The sequence below is a fragment of the Bradyrhizobium sp. Ses1 genome (assembly GCF_059512365.1).
On record NZ_JCAMOQ010000021.1, the window covers coordinates 1 to 22,475 of the forward strand.

Sequence of the window (22,475 nt, forward strand, 5' to 3'; positions counted from 1 at the left end):
AATGTAGCGGTCCAGTTCCTGACCAGGCGCTTCGCCCTCGGCTCCCTCCGATAGCTGTCACTACTTGCCCAGTCTCGACGGGTTGTTATGTCGCACCGAAGGCAACCACACCGTCATTGCGAGCACCGCGAAGCAATCCATAGCGCCGCAAGCGGAGGCGTGGATTGCTTCGCTTCGCTCGCAATGACGGGTGGCTCACGCTGCGGTATTGCCGTCGACCATAGCGGCGATCACGGCGTCGATCGACACCGCGCCTTTGCGGGCATTGGCGCCTTTGTCCGCAAAGTCGATCCAGCCCTCGTTGAAGCCGTCGATCATCTGCATTCTCGGCAGCGGATTGCGCATGCCCTGCTCGCGAAAGATCGTTTCCCATTGGGCGCGCGGCACTGCCTCGGCCCGAACCGGCTTGCCGAGCGCCTTTGAGAACGCCGCTGCGATGGCCGCGGGGCTGACGCGCTCGGCGGCCTCGAGTTCGACGATGCGGGTGTCGCTCCACTGCTGCTGCAACAGATCGGCGATGGTGTTGCCGATGTCAGCGGTGGCGATCATCGGCACCGCGCGATCGAGCGGTTGCAGATAGCTTGTGATGACGCCGCGATCCCGGGCTGAGGCGAGATCGAATGCCGCGTTCTCCATGAACCAGGCGGCGCGAAGGAAAGCCACCGGCATGGCGATCGTCGAGAGCGCGCGCTCGAGCAGGCCGAGTTGGCTGAGCAGGTTCGGCCGCTCGGCATCGGCGCCGATCGTCGAGAGCGCCACCACGCGTTTCGGCGCGCCGCGTGTCAGCGCCGCGCGCAACGTAGCGATCATCGCTTTAGCTTCGCGCCAATCAGGCGAAGGATCGAACAGCGGCGGCAGCATCACAAACGCGGCTTCCGCGCCCTCGAAGGCGCGGCCCAGCGCATCGGCATCGCCGAGATCGGCTATCGCGATCTCGCATCCCTGTGCGGCCCAGCTCTCGCCCTTGGCGCGATCCCGCACGATGACGCGCGGCCGCTTGCCCTCCGCGAGCAGCGGGCGGGCTGTGGCGCCGCCGACTTTTCCCGTGACTCCCATGAGCGCGTACATGTCTCTCTCCTTTGGCCTGATATGATCGCCGCCGATTGTGCGACCCGTAGCCCGGGTGAAGCGAAGCGCAACCTGGGATGGTTGTTATGCGGCGGCACGGTTACCCGGGTAACGCGGAGCCTGTCATCGGGCGCGCGTTCGCGCGACCCGTTGGCTTCACCCGGGCTACGGGTAGAAATCGGCTACCAGGGTAGGCTGTCGCCGTGCCGGCTCATGAACTTCAGGCCGGGTTTGCCGGCGCGGGCCTCAACTGCGGTCACGACAGCCGGGATGCTCTCCTCGATCGAGAGTATTGCTTCGCTGCCACCCATTTCGGTCCGCACCCATCCCGGCGCGATCAAGAGCATCGCTCGCGGGTCACCGGGATGCCGCTGGCTGAAGCATTTCATCAGCATGTTGAGCGCGGCCTTGCTTGCGCTGTAGAGCTCCCAGAAACCACGATTGGCGGCGATGCTGCCGAGCTCGGATGACATCACCGCAATGATGCCACGCGGCGGCACCTGGTCCTCGAAGGTTTCGACCACGCGCATCGGCGACAGTGCGTTGGTCACCATCATCGCGACGAAGTCGTTGACATCAGCATCGATCGGCGTGTTCTCGCGCGCGAGGCAAATGCCGGCATTGACCAGCAAGGTGTCGATGATGCGATTCCCGAGGCGCTGCTTCAGCGCCTTGACGGAGGCCGGCTCGGTGGTGTCGACAGTCTCGATCTCGAGGCTTACAGGAAAGCGCGCGGCAAGATCATCCAGCGCTTTCGACGGGGTACGCACGGTGGCGGTCACCTGGTAGTCGCGGCCGCAATATTCCTCGGCGAGCGCAAGACCAAGCCCGCGCGAGGCGCCGATGATGAGAGCGGTTTTCCTGGTTGCCATTGAGAGCGATCCTTTCCGAGATCGTTTGATCTGCTGGATGGACTCTCTCACTCAGGTACTGATGATCCCAGTGCGGATATGTCATGTGACTGGTGATCGATGGTCATCAATTACTTCGCATGCGAACGGGCTGCGCCCTGTGCCGCCTTGAGCGCGAAGTCGATGAAGGCGCGGACTTTCGCCGGCGGGTGGTGTCGCGAGGGATGCAGCGCGTAGAGCGGGAAGGTCTCGCCCGGCCAGTCCGGAAACAATTCGATCAGCCGGCCCGAGTCCAAGAGCGGCTGCACGCCGATGGCCAGCAGTTGTGCGATCCCTGTGCCGGCGATGCATTCGTTGATCATGGTGCCGACGTCGGTCAGCACCAACGCACTCGAGGTCTTCACCGGCAGAACTTTCTTGCCCGCATGAAATTCCCATTCGAAGAGCTGTCCGGACAGCGGGTCGATGAACTGGATGCAGGGATGATGCTGCAGTTCGCCAGGATGCTTGGGACGGCCGTGCTTCCTGAGGTAGCCGGGCGAGGCGACGGTCAGCACGCGGGTCTCCAGCAATTTGCGCGCGATCAGCGGGCCGGCGGGAGGTTCGCCGAAGCGCATCGCAACGTCGATGCCATCGGCGACGAGATCGCCGACATGTTCGCGCGTGATCAATTCCAGCGTCAGCTCCGGATGCTGGCGCAGGAAGCCGCCGATATGGCCAGAGAGGATCATGCGCGAGAAATAGGGATCGATGTCGACGCGCAGCCGGCCGCGGACCACGCCTGATGATCCCGACGCGGTGCTCGCGGCGTCCTCGATCCCGGCCAGCAGCGGCGCCACTTGTTCATAGAAGCGGCGGCCTTCGTCGGTCAGCGCCACCGAGCGCGTGGTGCGGTCGAACAGCCGCACGCCGACGCGCGCTTCGAGTCGCGCAACCGCCCGGCTGACGCCGGAGGCGGTGATGCCGAGCGTATCGGCGGCGCGGGCAAAGCTTTTGGTCTGCACCACCGCCGCCAGCACGCTGATTCCCGCCAACAGGCGGCCGTCGAAGGGCATTGCTTCACCATGACTGTGTGTCAGTAATGATGGAGCGGGAGTGTCGTTGGATCAATAGCGCAGGCGGTTGCGCTCCCTCTCCCGCTTGCGGGAGAGGGTCGGGGTGAGGGTGTCTCCGCGATTGACATTCTTTGAGTGGAGAAAGCCCTCGCCCGCTCAGCCTTTGGCGCAGCGACCTCTCCCGCGAGCGGGAGAGGTGGACCGAACCCTCACGCCTTGCGTTTCGCGGCTTCCTGCAGATCAGGGGCGTTGACGGCGGGGATCGCGACGCGGCCGGGGCCGGTCTTGGACAAGGCCGCGGCAGCTTTGTCGTTCTCCATGATCTTGGCCATCACGGCCTGGCCGGCGCGTTCGAAGATCGCGCGGTTCTCGATCACGAATTTCTGCGACTTGCGCAAGGGCTCGATAAAGCCGTTGATCTCGGGGATCACATAGCGCGCCACCATGTCCCAGCTTCGCCTTGTGTTTTCCGGATTTGCCCAGTCATGGGCGAAGCCGACGATGGTGCCGACGCCGCCGGAGACCTGCACCAGGTTCTTGATCATCTTCACGAGATCGTCAGGCGTGCCGATGGTGGAGGCCGCACCCTCGACGAAAGCAGTCTTGTCGACGGCCTCGTCCGGTGAGGAGAATGCGGTCAGCCCGGGCCGCATCAAAGTGCCGACATTATATTCGTTGTGCCAGCGCATCAGCCCGGCGCCGGCCTCGCGCCGCGCCTGCTCGCGGGTCTCGGCGATGTGCCAGGACAGCAGCACCCGCCAGTTCGACCGGCTCACGGTGGTGCCGGCGTTCTTGGCGGCGTCCTCGGCGAATTGCCATTGCTGCGGCAGCGCCATCAGGCCCTGGGTCGACATCGAGCCGAGCGAGATGATGCCGATGCCGTATTTGCCGGCGAGCGTCATGCCGGAGGGTGAGATCTGCGAGGCCACCACGAACGGCATGTCTTCCTGCAGGGGCAGGATCTGCAGCGCGGCATCGTTCATCACGAACCAGTCGCTCTTTGCGGTGACGCGCTCGCCGTTGAACAGGCGGCGGATGATTGCGATCGCCTCGTCCTGGCGGTCGCGCTGAGTCATCGGGTCGATGCCGAGCGTGTGCGCGTCGGAAGCGAGCGCGCCCGGGCCGGAGCCGAAAATGGCGCGGCCGCCGGTCATGTGGTCGAGCTGCACCATGCGCTGGGCGACGTTGAAGGGATGGTGATAGGGCAGCGAGATCACGCCGGTGCCGAGCTTGATCCGCTTGGTGCGCTCGCCGGCGGCGGCCAGAAACATCTCCGGCGAAGCGATCATCTCCCAGCCCGAGGAGTGATGCTCGCCGCACCAGAACTCGTCATAGCCGAGCTCGTCGAGCTGCCGGACGAAATCGAGGTCGCGGCGGAATTGCAGCAGCGGATGTTCGCCGATCGGGTGATGCGGGGCGAGAAAGGCTCCGAATTTCAGGCGTGTCATTGGGTGTTCTCTCCAGGATTATTGTTGTCGTTGGTTGCGCCAACCCTACGGGCAGGGCAGGTCCGACGCAATGCTCCGAGCCCGCGCGCCATGCATGGTTGTTGAGCAGGCGGCGCGGTATGCCGCCGCTCGGAATTTTGGGCACGCGATCGTAGGATGGGCAAAGGAGCGCAGCGACGTGCCCACCATCAAGCATTCCGCCCGCAATGGTGGGCACGCTTCGCTTTGCCCACCCCACGATTCCTGGTGCGAAGCTTACCTCGGAGGTAATCGCCGGAATGTGCCGAATCTGTAGCTTGCACGCACAACAGATTTTGAACGGAACGCCCTGCCATGCACCAGATCGTCACCTATGTCAGTGAGCCTATGTCAGTGGATTCCTCGCGGCGCTGGTGGGTGTTGGCGACCGTGGTCGCGGCGCAATTCATGTTCGGCGTCGATGCCTTCATCGTCAATGTCGCGATCCCGACCATTGCGGCGGAGCTGCATGCGAGCGCGGCCGAGATCGAAGCCGTGATTGCGATCTACCTGATCGCCTATGCGACGCTGGTGGTCACCGGCGGCCGGCTCGGCGACATCTACGGCACCAGGAACGTGTTCGTCGCCGGCGTTGCGGGTTTCAGCTTGGCGTCACTGTGGTGCGGCCTTGCGCAATCCGGACCTGAGCTGATCGTCGCGCGGCTGGCGCAGGGCGCGACCGCGGCGCTGATGGTGCCGCAGGTGCTGGCGACGCTGCATCTGCTGTTTGCGGATTCCGCGCGCGCCCGTGCCTTCGGCATCTACGGCATCGTGCTGGGCCTCTCCGGCGCCGCCGGCTTCCTGCTCGGCGGCGTGCTGGTGACGCTCGATCTCGCCGGGCTTGGCTGGCGCGCGGTGTTCTTCGTCAACGTGCCCTTCGGCATCGTCATCATTGCCGCGGCCGTCAGGATCATGCCGACGGTGCCGCATCGCGCCGGCACGAGGCTCGACATTCCCGGAGCGGTGGTGCTGTTTGCGGGATTGCTGTGCCTGATCGGACCGCTGTTGTTCGGGCATGACCTGCACTGGTCGCCCTGGGTGTGGCTGGTGATGGCGGGCGGCGCTGTGATCATCGCCGCATTCGTCCGGCTCGAACGCGTGATCGCGCGCGGCGGCGGCATGCCGCTGATCGATCTGGCGCTGCTGACTGACGCAGCCTTCATGCGCGGACTGGTTGCCGTGTTCTTTTTCTTCTTCGCCAATCTCTCATTCTATCTGATCATGACCATGTTCATGCAGAACGCGCTGCATATTCCGCCGCTTCAGGCCGGATTGGTCTTCATGCCGGCCGCGCTCACCTTCGTGGTCGCCTCGCGCCATAGCGGCGCACGGGCCAGGCATCGCGGCACGCTGGTGCTGATCGAGGGCTGCGCGCTGCAGATTGTGGGCCTTGCCGCGATTGCCGTGACAGCGGCGCTGGTTGAGGCGCCTTCCGCACCGTCGCTTGCGCTGGTGCTGATGATCTTCGGCTACGGGCAAGGATTGGTGATGGCGCCGCTCTCGAGTGCGGTGCTCTCGACGGTGAAACCCGCGAGCGCGGGCGCGGGTTCCGGCATCTACGGCACCACGGCGCAGATCGGAAATGCGGCCGGCGTGGCCGCAATTGGCGCCGTGTTCTTTGCGATCGAAGTAGCAGGCTCAGCGGAGCTGGCGCTGCATGCGGCATGCGCCTTGTTTGGGCTGTCGATCATCATTTGCGCCGCATTCCTGTCATGGATGCGGCGCGCACCATGATCACAAATTAATCTTGCGATCACGAATTTACCGGCCGCCTCACGATTTCGCGGGAAATGACAGTATACGGACTTTTTATTTTGCGCTGCAGCAACTATGTGATTTGGCCGAGGCTGGACGAAATCACCTCAGGAGTTGCTGTTGTCACTTGCCAAGAACATCGAGTTCCTAAGCCATCTGCCCCGGCTGAGCGGATTCAATGGGCTTGCCGCCGTCTACGGGCGAAGCCTTGCACCTGCGGTCGACAGTCCGCTGGTCGAGACCGCCGATTTCGGATCGAATCCCGGCGCGCTGAAGATGTATTCGTTCGTGCCGGAAGAGCTGCCGCGCGGTGCCGCGCTGGTGGTCGTGCTGCACGGCTGCGGCCAGACCGCGGCCGGTTACGATCTCGGCGCGGGCTGGTCGACGCTTGCGCGTCACTATGGCTTTGCGCTGCTGCTTCCGGAGCAACAGGTCGCGAACAACGCCAACACCTGCTTCAACTGGTTCAATCCGGCGGACATCAAGCGCGGCAAGGGCGAGGCTGGCTCGATCCGTCAGATGATCGCGCGCATGGTGGTCGACCACAAGCTCGATCCGCGTCGCATCTACATCACCGGACTCTCCGCCGGCGGCGCCATGACATCGGTGATGCTCGCGGCCTATCCGGATGTGTTCGCCGCCGGCGCGATCGTTGCCGGCCTGCCGTTCGGCATCGCCACCAACCTGCGCCAAGCCCTCAATGGCATGATGCAGGCGTCGTCGCGCACCGCCACTGAATTGGGCGATCTGGTGCGCGGCGCGTGGAAGCACCACGGTCCGTGGCCGAAGGTTTCGGTCTGGCACGGCAGTGCCGATCGCACCGTCAATCCCGGCAATGCGGACGCGATCGTCCGGCAATGGCTCGACGTGCACGGCCTGCCCGAGACGCCGATGGCGACGACGATGGTCGACGGTTATCCGCGCGATGTGTGGTGGGATTCGAACGGCGAGACGGTCGTCGAATCCTACACCATCACCGGTATGGCTCACGGCACGCCGCTTGGCCCCGCTGCCAATGACGAACGCTATGGCGAGGCCGGCGCCTTCCTGATCGAGGCCGGGATTTCGTCGTCCTACCACATCGCGAATTTCTTCGGCTTGACCGAACAGGCTCGCCGACCCGCGCCGGCTCCGAAAGAAGCCGACAAGCCGGCGGTCAAGCCTGTGGCGCTGCCGGTCGCAAAGGAAACGGCAAAGCAGCCGATGCCCTTGCCGCGCGCCGCTCCCTCGCGTCAGGCTGTGCCGTCACGCAACCTCCGCGGCCGCGCCCGCGAGATCAGCGATGTGATCACCCGGGCACTGACAGCCGCTGGTTTGATGAAGTAATTCTGGCGCCGCGGTTACTAAAGCGCGATGAGATGAGGATGAATCATCATCGCGCTTTAGCTTATTGTTTGAGCATGATCTCCGCGCAAACGCTTCGCGTTTGTCGCGAGGGAAAACCGCTTCACACTTTTCCGGATCATGCTCTAGCCGCGGCGTCGCTCACAGCTCGCCGGTGATGAACGGGTTCGTCATCCGTTCCTGGCCGATGCTGGAGCCGGCGCCGTGGCCGCAGATGAAGCCGACATCGTCACCGAGCGGCAGCAGCTTCTCCTTGATCGACCTGATCAGCGTCTCGTGGCTGCCGCCGGGCAGGTCGGTGCGGCCGACCGAGCCGTTGAACAGGACGTCGCCGACATGGGCGAAGCGCAATTCGCGGTTGAAGAACACGACGCTGCCCGGCGAATGGCCGGGGCAATGCAGGATCTCGAAGGTGAGTTCGCCGATCGTGACCTGCTCTCCCTCCTCGAGCCAGCGGTCCGGCGCGAAGTCGCGCACGCCGCTCATGCCGAAACGCGCGCCGCTCGCAACGACATTGTCGAGCAGATATTTGTCCGCGATATGCGGGCCCTCGATCGGCACCTTCAGCGCATCGCGCAGTTCGGCGGCGCCGCCGACATGGTCGATATGGCCATGGGTGATCCAGATCTTCTCGACGCTGACGCCGGTCTGTTTGATCGCCTCCTGGATCTTCGGGACGTCGCCGCCAGGATCGATCACGACCGCCTTCTTGCTCGGCTCGTGCCAGAGGATGGTGCAGTTCTGCTCGAACAGCGTCACCGGCACGATGATGGCGCCGGCCTTCGGTTTTGTTTCGGTTTTGTCATCCATGGCGGCACCTTATTCTTCCCTTGGACCCCGTCAACAAGGGTCCGGAACATCCTGCGCCCATTGGCCGGTCTGTGATAGGATTGCACAGTTCTTGAACATGTAGTGTGAAAGAGGAATGGCATCCACCGTGACGGAACATCCCGTGAGCCAGGTTTCGCGGTCGCCGCTCGGAGGCGCGCGCACCACGGCCCGCGCCTTCTTTGTGGCCGAGCGCCTGAACACGTCGGGGCTCGAGCGCAGCGATGTACTGGCGACGACGCCATTGGCGTTCCGCGTCAATGACAACGGCGTCGCGATCCTGTTCCGTTACGGTGTCGTGGTCCTGATCGGCCTGAATGCGCTGGAGGAGGAGGAGTTCCTGCGCGGGCTGCAGTCGCGCCTGGTCGCGCCGTTTGCGCGGCGCGAGGAGGAGAGCGCCACCATCGAGCTCGCCTCCGAGAAGGACGATCAAATTCCGCCGGGCGGTCCGATCTGTCTGCAGAGCCTGTCGCCGGAGCGGCTGATCCTGGTCGGTGAGGCGCTGGCGAAGAGCGTCGTGCTGGCGCGCCATGAGCGCGAGGTCGCCGCGGTATTCGACACGACCGAGCCGTTCGCGCGCGAGCTCGCCAAGAGCGGGCAGATCCATCGCAGCCGCAGCGCGATCCTGAAGCACATCGGCAATGCCTTGTCGGTCCGTCATCGCGTCTCGGGGCCGGTCGAAGTGTCCGAGAAGCCCGATATCCTCTGGGACAAGCCGCAGCTCGAGCGGCTCTATGCCCGGCTCGAGGACGAATACGAACTGAAGGAGCGCACCGAATCGCTCAACCGCAAGCTCGCGGTCATCGCCGAGACCGCGCAGGTCCTGACCGACATCATCGATACCCGCCGCTCGCTGCGGCTCGAGCTGATCATCGTCTTGCTGATCCTGTTCGAGGTGTTGATCACCATCTACCAGCTCGCGACCGGCCGCCACGTGTGATGTTCCTCTCCCCGCAAGCGGGGCGAGGTGAAGCGGAGCTCGCGGCTCGCTTCGATACGAATCATTAATACGTTATGCATCGAAATTTTCACGCAAACACGCCACGCGTTAGCGCCTTGCCACGTTCAAGCCTGAATTGAAGGGTGACGTGACGATATGAGTGATTTGGGCGATATTGAAAAAGATTGGTGGCGGCGCGGCGTCTTCTATCAGGTGTATCCGCGCTCGTTTCAGGATTCCAACAGCGACGGCGTCGGCGATCTCAAGGGAATTTTGCGGCGATTGCCGTACTTGAGAGAACTTGGCGTCGATGCGTTCTGGCTGTCGCCGATCTATCCGTCGCCAATGGTCGATTTCGGCTACGACATTTCCGACTACACCGGCATCGATCCGCAGTTCGGCGCGATGGAGGATTTCGACGCGCTGGTCGCCGCAGCCCACGACGCGGGGCTGAAGCTGATCCTCGATCTGGTGCCGAACCATACCTCGGACCAGCATCCCTGGTTCATCGAATCGCGAAGCTCGCGGGATAACCCCAAGCGCAACTGGTACATCTGGCGCGATCCGAAGCCGGGCGGCGGACCGCCGAACAATTGGCTGTCGGAATTCGGCGGCAGCGCCTGGGAATATGACAGCGAGAGCGGGCAATATTATTACCACGCCTTCCTGGCCCAGCAGCCGGACCTGAACTGGCGCAATCCGGAGGTCCGGGCGGCGATCTATGACGTGATGCGGTTCTGGCTCGGCAAGGGCGTCGACGGCTTTCGCGTCGACGTCATCTGGCATCTGATCAAGGACGCCAAGTTTCGCGACAACCCGCCCAATCCGCATTATCACGAGGGCCGGCCGCCGCATGAGAAGCTTCTGACGCAATATTCCACCGACCAGGCGGAGGTGCACGAGGTGATCGCCGAGATGCGGCGCGTCACCGAGGAATTCGAGGCCCGGGTGCTGATCGGCGAGATCTATCTGCCGCTGCATCGCCTCGTCGCCTATTACGGCAATGATCTCACCGGCGCGCAGATGCCGTTCAACTTCGCGCTGCTCTCGACCTTGTGGAGCGCGCGCTCGATCGAGCGGATCATCGAGGATTATGAGAAGGCGCTGCCACAGGGCGCATGGCCGAACTGGGTGCTCGGCAATCACGACCGGCCGCGGGTCGCGAGCCGGGTCGGGCCTGAGCAGGCGCGCGTCGCCGCCATGCTGCTGCTGACGCTGCGCGGCACGCCGACGCTCTATTACGGTGACGAGATCGGCATGCGCCAGGTTCCGATCGCGCCCAATGAAGTGCGCGATCCCTTCGAAAGGAACGTGCCGGGTATCGGCGTCGGCCGCGACGGCTGCCGCACGCCGATGCAATGGGACGCCGAGCCCAATGCCGGCTTCTCGACCGCAAAGCCCTGGCTGCCGCTCGCTCATGATGCGCTGCGCGAAAACGTCGCCAGTCTCGGTGCCGACAGGACGTCGATCCTCAACCTGTACAAGGCGCTGATCGCGCTTCGTCGGCAATGGCCACAGCTCGTGACCGGCAGCTATGAACGGGTCGCCGCGCAAGGCGACATCCTGCTCTATCGCCGGCGTGGCGAGGACGGCGCGCTGATCGTGGCGCTGAACCTGGGGGCCGAGCCGGCCGCGGTCACCTCGAGCGCGATCGCTTTCGGCAGCGAAATCCTGCTGTCGACCTTCCTCGACCGCAAGGGAGAGACGATCGAAAGCGTGCTCGAGCTGCGCGGCAATGAAGGCGTCATCATCGCCCCACCGGGGCACCGAGATCGCGATGCCGCCGACCTCCACCAGCCAGAGCTGGAGCAGGGCGAATCGGCCGACATCGATGATCAGGCCGGGTGACCGCCTTTGTCGGCCTGATCGATATCGCTGCGTTTCAACAGATAATCGAGCCCGCCGACCCTGTACCAGCGGTAGCCATAGGCCTCGAGCAATAGCCGGTGCTGACCACGGCCATTGGCGCGGCTGTGGTCTTCCGTGAGAAGGTTGATCAGGAGCTTGCCGGTGTCACCGGGAAGCCCGGCCCGAAAGGCCACCTCGCACGGTCTGTCATCGAGGTTATGGACGAACAGCACCGAATTGTTGCGCCAGTCGTAGCGGATCGCGAATACGGCTGGATCATGCGTGTCGATGATGCTGAAGTCGCCCCAGCCGACCTCCGGGACTTCCTTGCGCATGCGGATGATGCGCTCGGTCCAGTTCAGCATTGAATTGGGATCGCGGCGCTGCTTGGCGACGTTGACGTGCTCATAACCGTAAGGGCCGGTATCGATGACGGGCGCCGTCGGCCTGTCGCCCTTCGTGAATCCGGCATGCGGCTCCGTCGACCATTGCATCGGCGTGCGCGCACAGCCGCGCTCGGGCAGATCGAGATTGTCACCCATCGCGATCTCGTCACCATAACGGATGACCGGCGTGCCCGGCAGCGTGCACATCAGGCTGTAGGCCAGTTCGAGCCGGCGCCGGTCGCCGCCCAGCATCGGCGCGAGGCGGCGGCGGATGCCGCGATCGTAGAGCTGCATCTCCTTGTCGGGACCGAATGCCTTGAACACGATCTTGCGCTGCGCGTCGGTCAGGCGGCCGAGATCGAGTTCGTCATGGTTGCGCAGGAACAGGCCCCACTGCGCCGTCGCCGGTCGCGGCTTTGTCGCCTCGAGCGCTTTTGCGAGCGGACGCGAGTCTGCGGAGGCGAGTGCATAGAACAGATGCTGGTTGACCTGGAAATTGAACATCATGTGCATGCGGTCGCCATCGCTGCCGAAATACTCCATGTCGGTTTTCGGCAGCACATTGGCTTCGGCCAGAATGATGGCGTCGCCCTCGCGCCATTGCAGGAATTCGCGAAAGGCGCGCAGCATGTCGTATTGCTCGACCGGCTTCTTGACGTTTGGTCCCTTGGTCGCAATCACGAAGGGCACCGCATCCATGCGGAAGCCGGAGACGCCAAGCTGAATCCAGAACCCCATGATCTTGAGGATCTCCGCCTGCACATGCGGATTCGATGTGTTGAGGTCCGGCTGAAAATCGTAGAAGCGATGGAAGTACCAGGCGCCAGATTCCTTGTCCCTGCTCCAGGTCGACTTCTGCACGCCGGGAAACACCATGCCAGTGTCGGCATTGGCCGGCTTCTTGTCGGACCAGACATACCAGTCGCGATACTGGGATTCTTTGTTCTTGCGCGCCTCGCGAAACCAGGGATGCTGGTCGGACGTGTGGTTGACGACAAGGTCGATGATGACACGGATGCCGCGCTGCTTGCAGCCGTGGGTGAATTCGACGAAGTCTCCGAGCGTGCCATAGCGCGGATCGACGCCGTAATAGTTCGATATGTCGTAGCCGCCGTCGCGGCCCGGCGAGGGCTGGAACGGCATCAGCCAGATCGCGGTGACGCCGAGCCCGTGGAGATAATCCAGCCGGCGCAACAGCCCCTTGAAATCGCCGACACCATCGCCATTGGCATCCATATAGGTGTCGACGGAAAGACAGTAGATAACGCCGTTCTTGTACCAGAGGTCGTCGATCACAGGGCTTCCCTCACAGGTCCGCCCGGGAGCGGCCGTCTATTAAGCGGAGAGAGCAGCTTGGGTTCCCGCCATAGCCGTGTTGGGTGGTCCGGCGGAATCGGCTAGGTTATTGATATGGAATCGTCCGCCCGCAACATCGCCCTTGTTCCGCCGCCGGACCGTCGCCAGTCGGAGACGGCGCTTGCGATCGCGCGCGGCACGGCGCGACTGTTGCGCTCGCTCGGGTTCTCCTGCATCAGCGAATTGCCGCTGCCGTCGGGCCGGCGTGCCGATCTCGTGGCGCTGAACGAGCGCGGCGAGATCTGGATCGTCGAGATCAAGTCGTCGGTGGAGGACTTGCGCGCCGACCAGAAATGGCAGGACTATCGCCTCCATTGCGACCGGCTGTTCTTTGCCTTCACGCAGGATCTGCCGTGCGAGATCTTTCCCACTGATACCGGCCTGATCATCGCCGACGCCTATGGCGCGCACATGCATTGCGAGGCGCCGGAGCATCGGCTGCCGGCGCCGACCCGCAAGCTGATGACGGTGCGCTTTGCGATCGCGGCGGCGCAGCGGTTCAACCGCTTGCTCGACCCGCAGGGCCATGCGGAGTTTTAGATTAGGGTGAGACCCTCATCCTGAGGAGCGCGGAACGCGCGTCTCGAAGGATGAGGCCACAGACGGGGCCTCATGGTTCGAGACGCCGCTGCGCGGCTCCTCACCATGAGGGGAAACAGGGGAGCCGTAGGGTGGGCAAAGCGAAGTGTGCCCACCTTCTCTTGCACCGATCGTGAATGGTGGGCACGCTGCGCTTTGCCCGCCCTACAAATTAACGCTACGAATTACCGCGGCGCGCGCTTGGCCAGGATGCGCTGCAGCGTCCGGCGGTGCATGTTGAGGCGGCGCGCGGTTTCCGAGACGTTGCGGTTACACATCTCGTAGATGCGCTGGATGTGCTCCCAGCGCACGCGGTCGGCCGACATCGGGTTGGACGGCGGTTCGGATTTCTCGGTGCCGCTCGCCAGCAATGCTGCGACGACATCGTCGGCATCAGCGGGCTTGGAGAGATAATCGATCGCGCCCATCTTCACCGCAGTCACGGCGGTGGCGATGTTGCCATAGCCGGTGAGCACGATCGCGCGCGCATCGGGGCGCTTGCGCTTCAACGCCGAGACGACGTCGAGGCCGTTGCCGTCGCCCAAACGGAGATCGACCACCGCAAACGCAGGCGCGGCCTTTCCGATCTGCGCCAGACCATCGGACACAGTATCGCAGGATGTCACGGTGAAGCCGCGGGTCTCCATGGCGCGCGACAGGCGCTCCAGAAACGGCTTGTCGTCCTCGACGATGAGCAATGAGCGGTCGGTTTGATCGTTCAGTTCGGCGATGGCGTTCACGGTTCTGCTATCCCTTCTCCAATCCCAAACATATGGCGTGTGACTGCGGCGATGCCAAGGCCGCCCGAAATCGGCGATTAATGCGTCAAATTGTCGAATTGTGTTCAGCCCATCATGTCGTCGGCGGCATCGTTCGTCTCGAAGACGTCGCGGGGCCACACGATCTGAACCACGGCGCCGTGATCGGGAAACACGCGGTTGGTGAACGTGACCTTGGCGCCGGTGCGCTCCAGCAGCGTCCGCGCGATGAAAACGCCAAGACCAAGCCCCGTGCGGCCGTTTTGCGCCTCATCCGCACTGCGGCGCCGCGACAAATAGGGCTCGCCGATGCGGTTCAGCATATCAGGCGCGATGCCGGGACCGTCATCGGAAATGACGATTTCGACGGTCTCGGCATTCCACCAGGCATTCACCTCGACGGTTTGGTTGGCGAAATCCACTGCATTTTCCAGGATGTTGCCGACGCCATAGAGGATCGCGGGATTGCGGGCGCCGACCGGTTCCGTGGTGACTGCGACAGCAAGCCGCACCTTGATTGCAACGCCGAAATCGCGGTGCGGTGCAACAGCCTCCTCGATCAGCGTCGACAGTTTCATGCGGTCGAACGGCGCGCCGGTGGAGGAGAGCTGGGTGATCTTGCCCAGGATGTCGCGGCAGCGCTGCGCCTGTTCGCGCAGCGTCTTCAGGTCGGCAGCGAGCGGGCCGTCCTTCACCGTACCTTCCAGCTCGCGCGAGATCAGGAAGATGGTTGCGAGCGGCGTGCCAAGCTCGTGCGCGGCCGCGGCCGCAAGGCCGTCGAGTTGGGTCAGATGCTGCTCGCGCGCCAATACCAGCTCGGTCGCAGCCAGCGCGTCCGAGAGCTTTCGCGTGTCCTCGGTGACCTGGAACGCGTACAGGCTGGTGACGCCGATCGCGAGCAGGATCGAGAGCCAGACGCCGAACAGATAGATCGGCGGCAGCACCAGCGGATCGTCGGCGTCCCAGGGCAGCGGCAAATGAAAGAACACCAGCGCCGACGCGCAGGCGACCGCGAGACAGCCGAGCGCGATCGTCAGCCGGACCGGCAGCGCGGTGGCGGAAATCAGGACCGGCGCCAGGAACAAATATGAGAACGGATTCTGCAGGCCGCCGGTCAGGAACAATAAGCCGGCAAGCTCGACAATGTTGAGCGCGAGCAGCGCCGCGGCATAGATCGGCTCCAGCCGCTGCATCGGGTTGAACGCGATCTGCAGGGCGAGATTGAGCAGCGCCGACAGCGCGATGATGGCGATGCAGGGGATGACGGGGACGTCGAATTCCAGGCCCTGCGCGACAATGAAGATCGCGGCGAGCTGGCCGAGCGCGGCCAGCCAACGCAGCCGCAGAATTGTATCCAGGCGAACATGGCGGCGCGGTTGGCGGAAATCGGAGGCGGCAACATCGGTCATATCCTCACTCTAGCTACACGACAGCTCGATCACAAACGCGCGTGATCTGGCTGTTGTGGCCTCCGTCATGGCCGGGCTCGTCCCGGCCATCCACGTTCTTGCCGCCGAGGGAGAGTAAGACGTGGATGCCCGGGACAAGCCCGGGCATGACGAGCTCCTTGCGCTCGGGGACGTGATGCCTCAATGAAACGGGTTGAATGAACATCGAACAGACAATTTCGCGTAAGCCGCCAGCTTCCGATCCCGTAGCTTCGGCCGCGATCGATGTCGCGCATCTGGTGAAGGTCTACAAGGCCACCCGTGCGGTCGACGATGTCTCGTTCCGGATCGCGCGCGGCAGCATCACCGGGCTGCTCGGCGGCAATGGCGCCGGCAAGACCACGACGATCGCCATGATCATGGGCCTGGTGCTGCCGACCTCCGGCCGCATCCATGTGCTGGGCTTTCCGATGCCCGAGCAGAGCGCCGAGGTGCTCGGGCGGATGAATTTCGAGAGCCCCTATGTCGACATGCCGATGCGGCTCACCGTGCGCCAGAACCTCACGATCTTCGGCCGGCTCTATGCGGTGCCGAATCTCACAGAGCGGATCGATCGGCTCGCCTCCGACCTCGATCTGCGCGACTTCATCGACCGCGCCAACGGCAAGCTGTCCGCCGGCCAGAAGACGCGCGTGGCGCTCGCCAAGGCACTGATCAACGAACCTGACCTGTTGCTCCTGGACGAGCCGACCGCCTCGCTCGATCCCGATACCGCCGATTGGGTGCGGCAGCACCTGGAGAACTACCGCAAGAGCCATAACGCGACGATCCTGCTCGCCTCGCACAACATGCTGGAGGTGGAGCGGCTGTGCGACCGCGTCATCATCATGAAGCGCGGCAAGATCGAGGATGACGACAGTCCCGATCGGATCCTGGCCCGCTACAACCGCGACACACTGGAAGAGGTGTTCCTGGACGTCGCCCGCGGCCGCACCCGGGAGAGCGCGACATGAGCGAGACTGCTGTCCATCGCGGGCTGTCGCTCAACCGCATCAATGCGATGGTGCTGCGCTATTGGTACCTGTTGCTGTCGTCCTGGCCGCGACTATTGGAACTGGTCTATTGGCCGGCGCTGCAGATCATCACCTGGGGTTTCCTGCAGAACTACATTTCGCAGACCTCGGGCTTCTTTGCGCAGGCCGGCGGCACCCTGATCGGCGCGGTCATCCTGTGGGACATCCTGTTCCGCGGCCAGCTCGGCTTTTCGATCTCGTTCCTTGAGGAGATGTGGGCGCGCAACCTCGGCAATCTCATGATGAGTCCGCTGAAGCCGATCGAGTTCCTGATCTCGCTGATGATCATGAGCCTGATCCGCCTCGCCATCGGCGTCATTCCGATGACGCTGCTGGCGCTGTTCTTCTTCGGGTTCAACTTCTACGCCATTGGCCTGCCGCTGATCGCCTTCTTCTGCAACCTGATCTTCACGAGTTGGTCGGTCGGCATTTTCGCCTCCGGCCTCGTGCTGCGGAACGGGCTCGGCGCGGAGAGCATCGTCTGGACGCTGATGTTCGCGCTGATGCCGCTTGCCTGCATCTATTATCCCGTCAGCGTCTTGCCGCCCTGGCTGCAGGTCGTCGCCTGGATGCTGCCGCCGACCTATGTGTTCGAGGGCATGCGGGCGCTCTTGATCGACCACGTCTTCCGCACCGAGCTGATGGTCGACGCCCTCGTCATCAACGCGGTGCTGCTTGTCGCGTCATTTTCGATCTTTCTTGCCCTTTTGCGCAGCGCCAAACGCAACGGCTCGCTGCTCAGCAGCGGCGAATAACTTTCACTTTCCCGTGGATTCCCGGTTATTTACGGCTTTTCGAGGCATAAATGGACCGATCGGTGCATTGACGCTTTATTACTCATTGGCCAGTATGCTGCGTCGCAAACAAGGATTTTGAAGCAAATGCCGATTGGTGAATTTGGCGGCGCCCCGCCGCTGGCGGCCGAAGGCAGTCCGGCGCTCACGACGCCACTGTACTGGATGTACGAGATGGCGCATTCGTCGCTGAACCCGGCGCGCGCGGTGACCGACGCCACCAAGATCCTGTTTCAGAATCCGCTCAATCCGTGGACGCATACCGAAGTCGGCAAATCCGTCGCCGCGGCTTGCGAACTGTTCGAGCGCACCACCCGCCGCTATGGCAAGCCGGACTGGGGCCTCGACGAGACCGAGGTCAACGGCGTGCGTACGGCGGTTGAAGTCCGCACGGTCTGGGAAAAGCCGTTCTGCCGGCTGCTCTATTTCGATCGCAAGCTGACCCGGCCGCTCCGCAGCCCCCAGCCGCGCGTGCTGATCGTAGCGCCGATGTCCGGCCATTACGCGACGCTGCTGCGTGGCACGGTCGAAGCCTTCCTGCCGACCCACGAGGTCTACATCACCGATTGGGCCGATGCGCGCATGGTGCCGCTGTCCGAAGGCCGCTTCGATCTCGATGATTATGTCGATTACCTCATCGAGATGCTGCATGCGCTTGGCGGCAACATGCATGTCATCGCGGTCTGCCAGCCCTCGGTGCCCGTGGTGGTCGCGGTCTCGCTCATGGAAGCGCGGCGCGATCCCTTCGTGCCGCTGTCGATGACGCTGATGGGCGGCCCGATCGACACCCGCCGCAATCCGACTGCGGTCAACAACCTCGCCGCCGAACGCGGCATCGAATGGTTCCGCAACAATGTCATCACCAAGGTGCCGTTCCCGCATCCTGGCATGATGCGCGACGTCTATCCGGGATTCCTGCAGCTCAACGGCTTCATCAGCATGAATCTCGACCGCCACATGGATGCGCACAAGGCGCTGTTCGCCAATCTGGTGAAGGGCGACGGCGATCTCGTCGACAAGCATCGCGAATTCTATGACGAATATCTCGCGGTGATGGACCTGACCGCCGAGTATTATCTGCAGACGGTCGACCTCGTCTTCGTCAAGCACGCGCTGCCGAAGGGCGAGATGACCCATCGTGGCGAGCTGGTCGTTCCCTCCAAGATCAGGCGCGTTGCGTTGATGACGGTGGAAGGCGAGAAGGACGACATCTCCGGCCTTGGCCAGACCGAAGCGACGCATGCTTTGTGCACGTCGATTCCCGATCATCGCCGCGTGCATTACGTGCAGAAGGGCGTCGGACACTATGGTGTGTTCAACGGTTCGCGTTTCCGCGCTGAAATCGTGCCGCGCATCTCCGATTTCATGGTTTCGTCGGCGAATACGCGGCTTTCCTTGGTCGCAGCCGCTGAATAGCGACGTGATCGAGCCCGTTTTGGGTGGGTTTGTAAGTCGCTGAATTGATTAAAAGAATCCGGATTCGGCGATCGCTCAAGGAATGAGTTTTGACTCGTTCCTTGGGAGGTGATTTCGGGCCGGGTCGGCCCAAATTTTTCGGGTTCCGACCCCACGATGTGGGGGTCAAACCACGGGCAGCCTCTGTATATTGGGCAAATGATTTGTTTTTGCGCCGAGCGATTTCCCTGGCGGCGGATATGGCAGAATCCGGGCGAACTCCTCCTCCCCGGACTCTCAGAAATGGCTACTCGCGCGCTCCTCTATCGGCGGCCCGCCGAACCCTCGACTCTTCTCATCAAGCACGGCTCCCAATATTTCGCGATCAGGCTACGGCGGCATAGGCGCGCGCGTCGCTACACGCTTCGCATTCATCCAACTGACCGCGAAGCGATCCTCACGATGCCGCCGCGCGGCACCATCGCCGACGCGCGCGACTTCGCGCAGCTTCATGGCGGCTGGATCGCCGCGCGTCTCGGTCGTCTGCCGAAGGCGGCACCGTTCCAACCCGGCACAGTGGTGCCGCTGCGAGGCGTGCCGCATCGGCTCGTGCATCGCGCCGGCGAGCGCGGCACGGTGTGGACCGAGATCCGTGACAGCGGCGAAAGGATTTTGTGCGTGGCCGGCGAGCCGGAGCACATGGACCGCCGCGTGCACGACTTCCTCAAGCGCGAAGCGCGCAAGGATTTGCACAAGGCTTCCTTGGCGTATGCGGCGGAACTCGGTGTGCGCGTGCGCCGTGTCTCGATCCGCGATCAATCGAGCCGCTGGGGTTCCTGCACTTCGCACGGATCGCTGTCGTTCTCCTGGCGCCTGATCCTCGCGCCGCCCTACGTGCTCGACTATCTCGCCGCGCATGAAGTCTCGCATTTGGTCGAGATGAATCACTCGCTGCGGTTCTGGAAGACCGTGGGCCGGATCTGCTCGTCGGTGGATCGCGCCAAGACCTGGCTCGACACCCACGGCAACGACCTGCACCGCTACGGGATCGAGGATTAAGCCGCGCTCTCCGCTGTCGTCCCGGGCTTGACCCGGGACCCATAACCCCAGGGAGCAGTTTTGCGGACGGCGACTGCCCCGAATCCTTATCGACAGATCACGCGGTATGGGTCCCGGCCTTCGCCGGGAGGACGGAATAGCTAGACTCGTAGGATGGGTAGAGCGAAGCGAAACCCATCACCTTCGCCGCCGCGGCCCAATTGATGGGTTTCGCTTTGCTCTACCCATCCTACAAGAACTACGCGATCAGCGGCCGCCGAACAGGCGATCGACCAGCCAACCATCCAATCCCGCCGCAGCTTCCGGACGCGCACCGGGATTGGGCGGTGTGGAGGCCCGCGTCGGCGCCGGCGTTGGCGGGCGATACTGACCGGCGGATGGAACGGGTGCGGGTGGCGCGAGCGACTGCGGTGATGGCGCGCTGACCTGCGACGAGGCCTGCACCAGGTTCGACAGCGCCCAGCCGACTTGCGAATTCGGCAGGCTCGCGACCGGCACGCCCTGATGCGCCGTGCGCATGAAGCGGCTCCACACCTCCACCGGCAGTCCACCGCCGGTCGCCTTCTTGGTGGGCGAATTGTCGTCGTTGCCGAGCCAGACGCCGGTGACGAGATTGGCGGTGTAGCCGATGAACCAGGCATCGCGGAAATCCTGGCTGGTGCCGGTCTTGCCGGCCGCGATCCAGCCCGGAATTTCGGCCTTGCGCGCGGTGCCGGAAATCAGCGTCTCCATCATCATCGCGTTCATCATCGCGACATAACGCGGCTCGACCACCCGGGCGAGCGGGTCGGCCGGGCGGACGTAGAGCAGCTTGCCTTTATCGGTGCGGATCCTCGTCACCACATGCGGCGAGACGGCGGTGCCGCCATTGGCAAAGGGCGCGTAGGCGCCGACCAGCTCGATCACCGAGACCTCGGAGGTGCCGAGCGCGATCGAGGGGTTGGCGTCGAGCTTGGAGGAGATGCCGAGCCGGTGTGCGGTCCGCACCACGTTCTTCGGCCCGACCTCGAGCCCGAGCCTGACCGCGACCGTGTTCAGCGACATCGCCAGCGCCTGCGTCAGCGTCACCGAGCCGAAATATTCGTGGGTGTAGTTCTCCGGCTTCCAGCCCTTGATATCGAGCGGCGCATCGGTGCGGATCGTCTCCGGCGTCAGCCCGGCCTCGACCGCGGTGAGATAGACGAACGGCTTGAAGGCCGAGCCGGGCTGGCGCTTGGCGGTCACCGCGCGGTTGTACTGGCTCTCGGCATAGTTTCGTCCGCCCACCATGGCGCGCACCGCGCCCTCGGGCGTCATCGCCACCAGCGCGCCCTGGGTGACGTTGAACTTCACGCTCTTGGCGGCGAGCTCGTCGATGATGGCGGCTTCGGCGACGTTCTGCAGCTTCGGATCGATCGTGGTCTCGACCGTGATGTTCTGGTCGATCTGGCCGACGAGGTCGTCGAGCACTTCGCCGATCCAGTCGGCGACATAGTTCACGGTGCCGGCGCCGGCCGGCTTCACGTTGTAGGAGGGATGGCCGATCGAGGCCTGCGCCTGGGTCTCGGTGATGAACTTGGCGTCCGCCATCGCCGACAGCACGACCTGCGCGCGCTGCTCGGCGCCTTCAGGATTGCGGTTCGGCGCCAGCCACGACGGCGATTTGACGAGGCCTGCAAGCATCGCGGCTTCCGCCAATGTCACGTTCTTGGCGGACTTGCCGAAATAGCGTTGCGCCGCGGCCTCTACGCCGTAGGCGCCGGAGCCGAAATAGACGCGGTTGAGATAGAGCTCCAAGATCTCGTTCTTGGAATGCTTGCGCTCCAGCCAGATCGCGAGCTCGGCCTCCTGCAGCTTGCGCTGCATGGTGCGCTCCTGGGTGAGGAACAGATTCTTGGCGAGCTGCTGCGTCAGCGTCGAGCCGCCCTGCGACACGCCGCGACGCAGGAGATTGGTCACCGCTGCGCGCGCGATGCCGATCGGGTCGACACCGTAATGCGAGTAGAAGCGGCGGTCCTCGATGGCGATGAAGGCTTTCGGCAGGTATGGCGGCAGGTCCTTCAGCGCGACATTGGCGCCGGCCATTTCGCCGCGCTGCGCCAGCATGCTGCCGTCCATGCCGACGATCTGGATCGTCGGCGGGCGCTTCGGGATTTCGAGCGATTGGATCGGCGGCAGATGCGCGCCGACCCAGACCACGACGCCGATAACCGCAATCGCCGCCCACAGGCCGAGCACCACGCCCCAATAGAACAGGCGGCCGATCGAAAAGCCGCCGCGCGATTTCCGCCGTTTCCCGCCACTCGGGGCAGGCTTGCGCTCGCGCGGCGGTTCCGCGCCGGGGTCACTGCTGCCGCTGCTGCCGTTGCCGCTGCGCTTGGCGGATCTCTTCGGTCTGTCTTCGGGATTGGGGATGCGGTCGGCCGGCGAGAGCCGCAAATCGGCGAGCGCGGCCGGAAGCCCGAATAGCGGCTCCTTGCGCCCGCCGCTCTTTTTCTTTCCCCACGCCATCCACAAACGCTGCTCACACCACGTTCCGCCGCACGCTAGCGG

19 protein-coding genes are annotated in these 22,475 nt (G+C 63.8%); 9 read left to right on the forward strand and 10 right to left on the reverse strand.

Going from position 1 to position 22,475, the window contains the following annotated elements; genetic code table 11:
• Nucleotides 1-195: 195 nt before the first annotated feature.
• The 4 genes from AC5ZG5_RS23120 to AC5ZG5_RS23135 all read right to left on the reverse strand — a co-directional run bounded on the left by AC5ZG5_RS23120 (nucleotide 196) and on the right by AC5ZG5_RS23135 (nucleotide 4,422).
• On the reverse strand, nucleotides 196-1,068 hold the full coding sequence (locus AC5ZG5_RS23120; protein ID WP_456644129.1) for an NmrA family NAD(P)-binding protein: 873 nt from the start codon (nucleotides 1,066-1,068) through the stop codon (nucleotides 196-198).
• Nucleotides 1,069-1,250: 182 nt separating this feature from the next.
• A complete protein-coding gene (locus AC5ZG5_RS23125) occupies nucleotides 1,251-1,940 on the reverse strand; it encodes an SDR family NAD(P)-dependent oxidoreductase (RefSeq protein WP_456644128.1) in 690 nt (229 codons plus the stop codon).
• A gap of 110 nt (nucleotides 1,941-2,050) precedes the next feature.
• Nucleotides 2,051-2,974 (reverse strand): LysR family transcriptional regulator, encoded by a 924-nt coding sequence (locus AC5ZG5_RS23130; protein WP_456644127.1) that lies wholly within the window; start codon nucleotides 2,972-2,974, stop codon nucleotides 2,051-2,053.
• 209 nt (nucleotides 2,975-3,183) lie between these two features.
• Entirely contained in the window at nucleotides 3,184-4,422 is a 1,239-nt protein-coding gene (locus tag AC5ZG5_RS23135) for an LLM class flavin-dependent oxidoreductase (RefSeq protein WP_456644126.1), read from the reverse strand.
• Nucleotides 4,423-4,755: 333 nt separating this feature from the next.
• Here AC5ZG5_RS23135 and AC5ZG5_RS23140 point away from each other — a divergent pair, with 333 nt between their 5' ends.
• The gene (locus AC5ZG5_RS23140; protein ID WP_456644125.1) at nucleotides 4,756-6,174 is read left to right on the forward strand and encodes an MFS transporter; all 1,419 of its coding nucleotides are present in this window, start codon (nucleotides 4,756-4,758) and stop codon (nucleotides 6,172-6,174) included.
• A gap of 141 nt (nucleotides 6,175-6,315) precedes the next feature.
• Entirely contained in the window at nucleotides 6,316-7,521 is a 1,206-nt protein-coding gene (locus AC5ZG5_RS23145; RefSeq protein WP_456644124.1) for an extracellular catalytic domain type 1 short-chain-length polyhydroxyalkanoate depolymerase, read from the forward strand.
• Nucleotides 7,522-7,680: 159 nt separating this feature from the next.
• Here the strand turns inward: AC5ZG5_RS23145 and AC5ZG5_RS23150 are convergent, their stop codons facing one another.
• Complete coding sequence (locus tag AC5ZG5_RS23150; protein WP_130227969.1) at nucleotides 7,681-8,349, reverse strand: MBL fold metallo-hydrolase; 669 nt, start codon at nucleotides 8,347-8,349, stop codon at nucleotides 7,681-7,683.
• A 142-nt stretch (nucleotides 8,350-8,491) separates the two neighbouring features.
• On the opposite strand from AC5ZG5_RS23150, the gene AC5ZG5_RS23155 reads away from it, so the two are divergent.
• The gene (locus AC5ZG5_RS23155; RefSeq protein WP_456644123.1) at nucleotides 8,492-9,307 is read left to right on the forward strand and encodes an RMD1 family protein; all 816 of its coding nucleotides are present in this window, start codon (nucleotides 8,492-8,494) and stop codon (nucleotides 9,305-9,307) included.
• 156 nt (nucleotides 9,308-9,463) lie between these two features.
• Nucleotides 9,464-11,155 (forward strand): alpha-amylase family glycosyl hydrolase, encoded by a 1,692-nt coding sequence (locus AC5ZG5_RS23160; RefSeq protein WP_456644122.1) that lies wholly within the window; start codon nucleotides 9,464-9,466, stop codon nucleotides 11,153-11,155.
• On the opposite strand, the gene AC5ZG5_RS23165 is transcribed toward AC5ZG5_RS23160, so the two are convergent.
• A complete protein-coding gene (locus AC5ZG5_RS23165; protein ID WP_456644121.1) occupies nucleotides 11,143-12,837 on the reverse strand; it encodes an alpha-amylase family protein in 1,695 nt (564 codons plus the stop codon). The two genes, AC5ZG5_RS23160 and AC5ZG5_RS23165, sit on opposite strands and share 13 nt — an antisense overlap.
• A gap of 114 nt (nucleotides 12,838-12,951) precedes the next feature.
• On the opposite strand from AC5ZG5_RS23165, the gene AC5ZG5_RS23170 reads away from it, so the two are divergent.
• Nucleotides 12,952-13,437: an MmcB family DNA repair protein gene (locus AC5ZG5_RS23170; RefSeq protein ID WP_028162441.1), complete on the forward strand. Its 486-nt coding sequence runs from the start codon at nucleotides 12,952-12,954 to the stop codon at nucleotides 13,435-13,437.
• A 224-nt stretch (nucleotides 13,438-13,661) separates the two neighbouring features.
• Here AC5ZG5_RS23170 and AC5ZG5_RS23175 read toward each other — a convergent pair whose 3' ends face one another.
• The 3 genes from AC5ZG5_RS23175 to AC5ZG5_RS23185 all read right to left on the reverse strand — a co-directional run bounded on the left by AC5ZG5_RS23175 (nucleotide 13,662) and on the right by AC5ZG5_RS23185 (nucleotide 15,791).
• The gene (locus AC5ZG5_RS23175; protein WP_130227973.1) at nucleotides 13,662-14,216 is read right to left on the reverse strand and encodes an ActR/PrrA/RegA family redox response regulator transcription factor; all 555 of its coding nucleotides are present in this window, start codon (nucleotides 14,214-14,216) and stop codon (nucleotides 13,662-13,664) included.
• 104 nt (nucleotides 14,217-14,320) lie between these two features.
• Entirely contained in the window at nucleotides 14,321-15,643 is a 1,323-nt protein-coding gene (locus tag AC5ZG5_RS23180) for an ActS/PrrB/RegB family redox-sensitive histidine kinase (RefSeq protein WP_456644120.1), read from the reverse strand.
• A gap of 13 nt (nucleotides 15,644-15,656) precedes the next feature.
• Nucleotides 15,657-15,791: a hypothetical protein gene (locus AC5ZG5_RS23185; RefSeq protein ID WP_456644119.1), complete on the reverse strand. Its 135-nt coding sequence runs from the start codon at nucleotides 15,789-15,791 to the stop codon at nucleotides 15,657-15,659.
• A gap of 49 nt (nucleotides 15,792-15,840) precedes the next feature.
• Between AC5ZG5_RS23185 and AC5ZG5_RS23190 the strand changes: the two genes are divergently transcribed.
• The 4 genes from AC5ZG5_RS23190 (at nucleotide 15,841) to AC5ZG5_RS23205 (ending at nucleotide 19,943) form a co-directional block, all read left to right on the forward strand.
• On the forward strand, nucleotides 15,841-16,635 hold the full coding sequence (locus tag AC5ZG5_RS23190) for an ABC transporter ATP-binding protein (protein WP_456644118.1): 795 nt from the start codon (nucleotides 15,841-15,843) through the stop codon (nucleotides 16,633-16,635).
• Entirely contained in the window at nucleotides 16,632-17,450 is an 819-nt protein-coding gene (locus AC5ZG5_RS23195) for an ABC transporter permease (RefSeq protein ID WP_456644117.1), read from the forward strand. Before AC5ZG5_RS23190 ends, AC5ZG5_RS23195 begins: the two co-directional genes overlap by 4 nt.
• Before the next feature lie 126 nt (nucleotides 17,451-17,576).
• Nucleotides 17,577-18,905, forward strand: a complete 1,329-nt coding sequence (locus tag AC5ZG5_RS23200) for a polyhydroxyalkanoate depolymerase (RefSeq protein WP_130227977.1) — start codon at nucleotides 17,577-17,579, stop codon at nucleotides 18,903-18,905.
• A 198-nt stretch (nucleotides 18,906-19,103) separates the two neighbouring features.
• A complete protein-coding gene (locus AC5ZG5_RS23205) occupies nucleotides 19,104-19,943 on the forward strand; it encodes a M48 family metallopeptidase (RefSeq protein WP_130580957.1) in 840 nt (279 codons plus the stop codon).
• Between the two features lie 246 nt (nucleotides 19,944-20,189).
• On the opposite strand, the gene AC5ZG5_RS23210 is transcribed toward AC5ZG5_RS23205, so the two are convergent.
• On the reverse strand, nucleotides 20,190-22,433 hold the full coding sequence (locus AC5ZG5_RS23210; protein WP_456644116.1) for a transglycosylase domain-containing protein: 2,244 nt from the start codon (nucleotides 22,431-22,433) through the stop codon (nucleotides 20,190-20,192).
• Nucleotides 22,434-22,475 lie beyond the last annotated feature (42 nt).

What these genes read in the sequence shown, in the direction of transcription:
- AC5ZG5_RS23150 (WP_130227969.1), bottom strand. Translation starts at nt 8,349, where the DNA reads ATGGATGACAAAACCGAAACAAAACCGAAGGCCGGCGCCATCATCGTG.
- AC5ZG5_RS23160 (WP_456644122.1), top strand. Translation starts at nt 9,464, where the DNA reads ATGAGTGATTTGGGCGATATTGAAAAAGATTGGTGGCGGCGCGGCGTC.
- AC5ZG5_RS23140 (WP_456644125.1), top strand. Translation starts at nt 4,756, where the DNA reads ATGCACCAGATCGTCACCTATGTCAGTGAGCCTATGTCAGTGGATTCC.
- AC5ZG5_RS23190 (WP_456644118.1), top strand. Translation starts at nt 15,841, where the DNA reads ATGAACATCGAACAGACAATTTCGCGTAAGCCGCCAGCTTCCGATCCC.
- AC5ZG5_RS23205 (WP_130580957.1), top strand. Translation starts at nt 19,104, where the DNA reads ATGATTTGTTTTTGCGCCGAGCGATTTCCCTGGCGGCGGATATGGCAG.
- AC5ZG5_RS23200 (WP_130227977.1), top strand. Translation starts at nt 17,577, where the DNA reads ATGCCGATTGGTGAATTTGGCGGCGCCCCGCCGCTGGCGGCCGAAGGC.
- AC5ZG5_RS23130 (WP_456644127.1), bottom strand. Translation starts at nt 2,974, where the DNA reads ATGCCCTTCGACGGCCGCCTGTTGGCGGGAATCAGCGTGCTGGCGGCG.
- AC5ZG5_RS23210 (WP_456644116.1), bottom strand. Translation starts at nt 22,433, where the DNA reads ATGGCGTGGGGAAAGAAAAAGAGCGGCGGGCGCAAGGAGCCGCTATTC.
- AC5ZG5_RS23125 (WP_456644128.1), bottom strand. Translation starts at nt 1,940, where the DNA reads ATGGCAACCAGGAAAACCGCTCTCATCATCGGCGCCTCGCGCGGGCTT.
- AC5ZG5_RS23170 (WP_028162441.1), top strand. Translation starts at nt 12,952, where the DNA reads ATGGAATCGTCCGCCCGCAACATCGCCCTTGTTCCGCCGCCGGACCGT.
- AC5ZG5_RS23185 (WP_456644119.1), bottom strand. Translation starts at nt 15,791, where the DNA reads ATGCCCGGGCTTGTCCCGGGCATCCACGTCTTACTCTCCCTCGGCGGC.
- AC5ZG5_RS23135 (WP_456644126.1), bottom strand. Translation starts at nt 4,422, where the DNA reads ATGACACGCCTGAAATTCGGAGCCTTTCTCGCCCCGCATCACCCGATC.
- AC5ZG5_RS23120 (WP_456644129.1), bottom strand. Translation starts at nt 1,068, where the DNA reads ATGTACGCGCTCATGGGAGTCACGGGAAAAGTCGGCGGCGCCACAGCC.
- AC5ZG5_RS23180 (WP_456644120.1), bottom strand. Translation starts at nt 15,643, where the DNA reads ATGACCGATGTTGCCGCCTCCGATTTCCGCCAACCGCGCCGCCATGTT.
- AC5ZG5_RS23195 (WP_456644117.1), top strand. Translation starts at nt 16,632, where the DNA reads ATGAGCGAGACTGCTGTCCATCGCGGGCTGTCGCTCAACCGCATCAAT.